We start from the raw sequence: 4,430 nt of genomic DNA, 5'->3' as shown, positions 1-4,430 counted from the left end.
WCGATAAATCTTTTGTGTCCACTGTTTCTGGCGAACCGAGCCAAATATCCAACCTTTCATATTCTTAGTTTCAACGACAAAGATGCCATATTTAGAAACCACAATATGGTCGACTTGAGTTGTACCATCGTTAGTCGGCAACGTTACGTCTTTTATTAGCGTGTAATCAGACTCTGGTAATTTGGACAAAAGACGGTTCACGAGAAACTCACCGAATACACCTTTTAGCCACCTACTTTTGAAAACGCTAACAATGAGCAATAAAGGGACTAGATACCAGACTTGCACAAACACATTAAGAAATGCTTCAAAAATATTCACGGATTTTCCCTATTCAACTAACGCCCTGTTAAGGGGTGAGCAACGCAATACCGAAGTCGCCGCATACCACCTTAAACACTAAAATCAACGCATGTTGAAAATGCCACGCGTTGCGAATCCCTCTTGAACAGTTTGTTAGGTTTTGGGCTTATTCTCCCAATGAACCCCAATCTGTTAGATTTAATTGCTTGCGCCTAATGTAGTAGACGGTTGCCATAACTAAACCAAACAATGCTCCAGTAAGTAACGAGATATAAACCGCTTCTAAAGCTGGTTTGCCTAGCTCATCCCACACAAGAAACCATTGGAAGATTCCCCAAACAGGGGCGAAGAAAGCCACACAAAGTATAACGTTTGTAAAAAAGCTCTGATAATAAGGCGGCGGAAAACACAGTCCAAGTTTACGTAACAACCTTACAAGTGGAGGATTGTAGTTCGACTTCCAAACACCTTTGTCACTTAATTCTTTGTGCGCAAGTTGTAGCTTCGTTTCATAATCCATGACCCAAAATCCTTGTATTCGATGTTTCCCGCGGAGAAACCTAACGCCCGCCTAAGGGGCTGGCAACGCATAACACTAAACTTACACACACCAACTGCAACCACTGCGGCTCAATGGGACTGGAAACGCCACGCGTTGACAGTCCCTCTTGAGGCGTTTGTTATGTGAGCATTTGCTCTCGTATCTTCTCGATTAGTCCTAATCGTCTGCTAATGATTTCTTTAGAATTATATCCAGAAGATTGAACCTCAATTTGCGTGCAGTCATTACACCATTGGCCACTTGTAACACTACTTGCCCGTTTTAAGAATGAGCCATGGTTTAAACATAACCATTCTAGTAGCGTTTCTCCAGATGTATGACCAACATCATTTTGGGTAATCAATTCCCCACCGAATAGTTTTGCAATAGCTGATAAAGCTTCATTCGAATAGAAAAAACAACGCTTCCCGCCAAAATTGAGCAAACGACTACCACCATCATTTACTAGTTTGATCCAGTGTCGTTCACGCCTCAATAATTCACCCTCCTCACAAATCTCAAGTATAAATAACTTGGGTAAAGCTCCTGTAGAACATAAGCCAGATATCCAGTTATACAAATTATTTCGAGACGTTCTCGCATCAATTAGATGTTGGTAGTAACGAGATTCAACGTGGTTAGTCTGTCCAATATATTTTACTGATTCATTATTTGGATCGACTAATGCGTATATGCAAGGTTGAAAAACTCTAGTTACATCAACTTCGTGAGAATAATTTAATAAATTAATATTCAGATGAACCTCCGCTCACATAACGCCCGCCTAAGGGGCTGACAACGCATTACCACTAAACTCAAATACAACAACCATAACCACCGCGGCTCATTGGGACTGGAAACGCCGCGCGTTGACAGTCCCTCTTGAGGCGTTTGTTATATGCCGGAATTCACGTCTACCAACGTGCTCACTGCAACATTTGTGCATTCAGGCTTATTAATAAACCACGTTTCTATTGCCACTCTGTCGTCCTCGGTTACTGAGTCATAACGGCCTTCAGCAACAACAAAACAGTCAAATTTACTATGACTTGCCCCTCCGCCAATCATCAGATTTCTAGCCTCTACAAAGTCGATAAATTCATCAATAAACACATCATATTCTGATACTTTATCGATGCTTAAGTCACAAGAGACAGAGATGCCATAAACCGTAAATTCATCGCTATACAGTTTTTTTCTTAGTCTTCGACTTCTATTTTTCGCCATACTTCCTCCGATTTCGTATAGGCATATAACGCCCGCCTAAGGGGCTGGCAACGCATACCACTAAACGCAAACACAACAACCGTAACCACCGCGGCTCAATGGGACTGGAAACGCCACGCGTTGACAGTCCCTCTTGAGGCGTTTGTTATGAGCAGCGAGCTAAAGGTTACTCGATTTCTTTTAACACTCGTGCTGGGTTGCCACCAATGACCACATTGCTGCCAAAACTCTTTGTTACAACGGCTCCCGAGGCAACAACAACATTGTCACCTAACGTCACTCCTGGGTTGATCGTTGCATGACCTCCAATCCAACAGTTGTTACCTATTCTGATTGGCTTTCCAAACTCTAACCCACTGTTTCTTTGAATCGGATCGATGGGATGGGTTGCTGTATAAATTCCAACCTGTGGTGCTATAAAACAGTTATCACCAATACGAACTTCCGCTACGTCCAAAATGACACAGCCAAAATTGGCATAGAAATTCTCACCAACATGTATATTCAGCCCGTAATCGCAGTTGAATGTGGATTCAATGTGAATGCTATTTCCTGTAGAGCCCAACAAGGATTTGATTACCTCTACTCTTTTATCTGGGCAACTTACACTTGTTTGATTTAGCTTCTCTGTGAGTAAACGAGCCTCAAGACGCAGCTTGACGAGCTCCACGTCACTCGGGTCGTAATACTCACCAAAGAGCATTTTTTCTCTTTCTGACATATACAACTCAGTTCTAAATTTTAATGCTGCTCATAACGCCGCGTTAAGGGGTGAGTGCCGCATAAACCAAGTGTCCGCAGACCATTTTTACCACCAAAACTCACCGCATACTAAAAGTGCCACGCGGCACGAATCCCTCTTTAACGCTTTGTTATATGCGTAAACACTAAGTTCAAGAAAATAACATAAGTGGATTTATTCGGTAGATACGAGTTTCAGGTAAGAAACGTTACCTCCAGATCTACTATTATAAGTGCCTGTGTATAATATCATGCCAAACTTGTCATACACACTGACTTCATATGTTGAGCTAAGAACTTTCGAAACATCGAACTTACGAACCCAAACACCATCTCTAAAATAAAGTTCGGATGAATGGTACCTATCTCCAACTATCTTATATCTGCAAGCTCCTAGCTTAAATTTACATTCTTGTCCTGCCATAACGTAGTAGCGATCTCCTACCTTGTTACCTTTCCATTCCCAGTTAACGCCGTCGGTTCGAGCAGAAATTGGACCATCGTAATCACTTCTAGTCATTACAAAATAAAAATATCCATCTGAATAGTGTTCGAATGTATAGTCCATTCTAAAGTCTAAGCTTGCATACTTATAAGTCATTCCTTTTTTAAAACTGGAAAAATCGATATTTCCGACATCTTCAGGATAAAGTAAATTACCCTGATTGTTAGCCAAAACTTCTTCAACATCTTTTATAAGTTCTTCAGGTGGGCCATGCTCTACGACTGATAAAGGTCCGAATACCTCCCACTCTTCAAGTTTAATATAATTAGTTGACGTACAACCAGAAGTAATAAATATAAAAGCCAAATAAAAGCATAACGTTTTCACTTAAAAATCCCTCTCAATTTATCCTAGAATATAACGAAGTGTTTCTGACTGACTACTAATAAATCTAACCAATCCCGCTTGATAAAACCAATCGAGCATATAACGCCCGCCTAAGGGGCTGGCAACGCATTACCACCAAACTCAAACACAACAACCGTAACCACCGCGGCTCATGGGGACTGGAAACGCCACGCGTTGACAGTCCCTCTTGAGGCGTTTGTTATGCTTAAGCTTTAACACTTTACATTTGAACCAACTCAATAATAACCCACTGAAATCATTGACCAAAACTCGAATTTCCTTGAATTAGAACTGGCTCAACTTTTACCTATGAACTGACCAATGCGAGCTTTCATTTAGCAACTAGGCCAATGTGAAAACCCTCTCCGACAAACCGACTCACCACGCATGGGCACAACAACTCAATGAGGCAATGACACTGAAATTTACAGCGACAGACGGATTGCCGTTTCATTAGGCAGCGCAAAACAATGCTCAATTGCCGACAGAGTTTCAGCCTGTAAGTAAAGGCACCAAACTGCTCAAAGCGACTTGAGAGAGCAAAACTCACCTCGCGTGGACTCAAAAACCCAATGAGGCAATCACTCAGAATTTACAACGCCAGATACATTGCCGCTTCATTAGGCAGCGAAAAACAATATTGAATTGCCGAAAAAACCTGAACGAAATGCCAAAGGAATCGACAATCACAACCAACTGATTTTTATGGATTAAGCATAACGTCCGCCTAAGGGGCTGGAAACGCATACCACTAAACTCAAACAC

At 41.7% G+C, this 4,430-nt stretch carries 7 protein-coding genes; all 7 read right to left on the bottom strand.

Translation table 11 applies throughout. The features are described 5' to 3' along the window. Nucleotides 1–321: nuclease-related domain-containing protein (locus tag D908_RS01950; RefSeq protein WP_005527219.1), on the bottom strand; the 321-nt coding region annotated here is incomplete at its 3' end. 148 nt (nucleotides 322–469) lie between these two features. Then, the gene (locus D908_RS01955; RefSeq protein WP_005527218.1) at nucleotides 470–823 is read right to left on the bottom strand and encodes a DUF6404 family protein; all 354 of its coding nucleotides are present in this window, start codon (nucleotides 821–823) and stop codon (nucleotides 470–472) included. Between the two features lie 160 nt (nucleotides 824–983). Next, nucleotides 984–1,538, bottom strand: a complete 555-nt coding sequence (locus tag D908_RS21055) for a GIY-YIG nuclease family protein (protein WP_255247350.1) — start codon at nucleotides 1,536–1,538, stop codon at nucleotides 984–986. A gap of 200 nt (nucleotides 1,539–1,738) precedes the next feature. Beyond that, a complete protein-coding gene (locus tag D908_RS01960) occupies nucleotides 1,739–2,071 on the bottom strand; it encodes a YggL 50S ribosome-binding family protein (protein ID WP_005527213.1) in 333 nt (110 codons plus the stop codon). Between the two features lie 166 nt (nucleotides 2,072–2,237). After that, nucleotides 2,238–2,792 carry a sugar O-acetyltransferase gene (locus D908_RS01965; protein WP_032467750.1) on the bottom strand — a complete coding sequence of 185 codons (555 nt, stop codon included), beginning with the start codon at nucleotides 2,790–2,792 and terminating at the stop codon, nucleotides 2,238–2,240. A gap of 195 nt (nucleotides 2,793–2,987) precedes the next feature. Beyond that, entirely contained in the window at nucleotides 2,988–3,644 is a 657-nt protein-coding gene (locus tag D908_RS01970) for a hypothetical protein (RefSeq protein WP_005527209.1), read from the bottom strand. A 352-nt stretch (nucleotides 3,645–3,996) separates the two neighbouring features. Beyond that, nucleotides 3,997–4,230, bottom strand: a complete 234-nt coding sequence (locus D908_RS21045; RefSeq protein ID WP_082321079.1) for a DUF3709 domain-containing protein — start codon at nucleotides 4,228–4,230, stop codon at nucleotides 3,997–3,999. Between the last annotated feature and the right edge of the window lie 200 nt (nucleotides 4,231–4,430).

Origin of the sequence: Vibrio mimicus CAIM 602 (assembly GCF_000338875.1) — a bacterium.
Lineage (GTDB): Bacteria > Pseudomonadota > Gammaproteobacteria > Enterobacterales > Vibrionaceae > Vibrio > Vibrio mimicus.
The sequence above is the reverse complement of the archived record's forward strand: the minus strand, read 5'-3'. Positions and strand labels throughout refer to the sequence as shown.

Bases quoted from the DNA above. Each gene is read 5' to 3' on its own strand.
- D908_RS01965 (WP_032467750.1), bottom strand. From the start codon at position 2,792: ATGTCAGAAAGAGAAAAAATGCTCTTTGGTGAGTATTACGACCCGAGT.
- D908_RS01960 (WP_005527213.1), bottom strand. From the start codon at position 2,071: ATGGCGAAAAATAGAAGTCGAAGACTAAGAAAAAAACTGTATAGCGAT.
- D908_RS01955 (WP_005527218.1), bottom strand. From the start codon at position 823: ATGGATTATGAAACGAAGCTACAACTTGCGCACAAAGAATTAAGTGAC.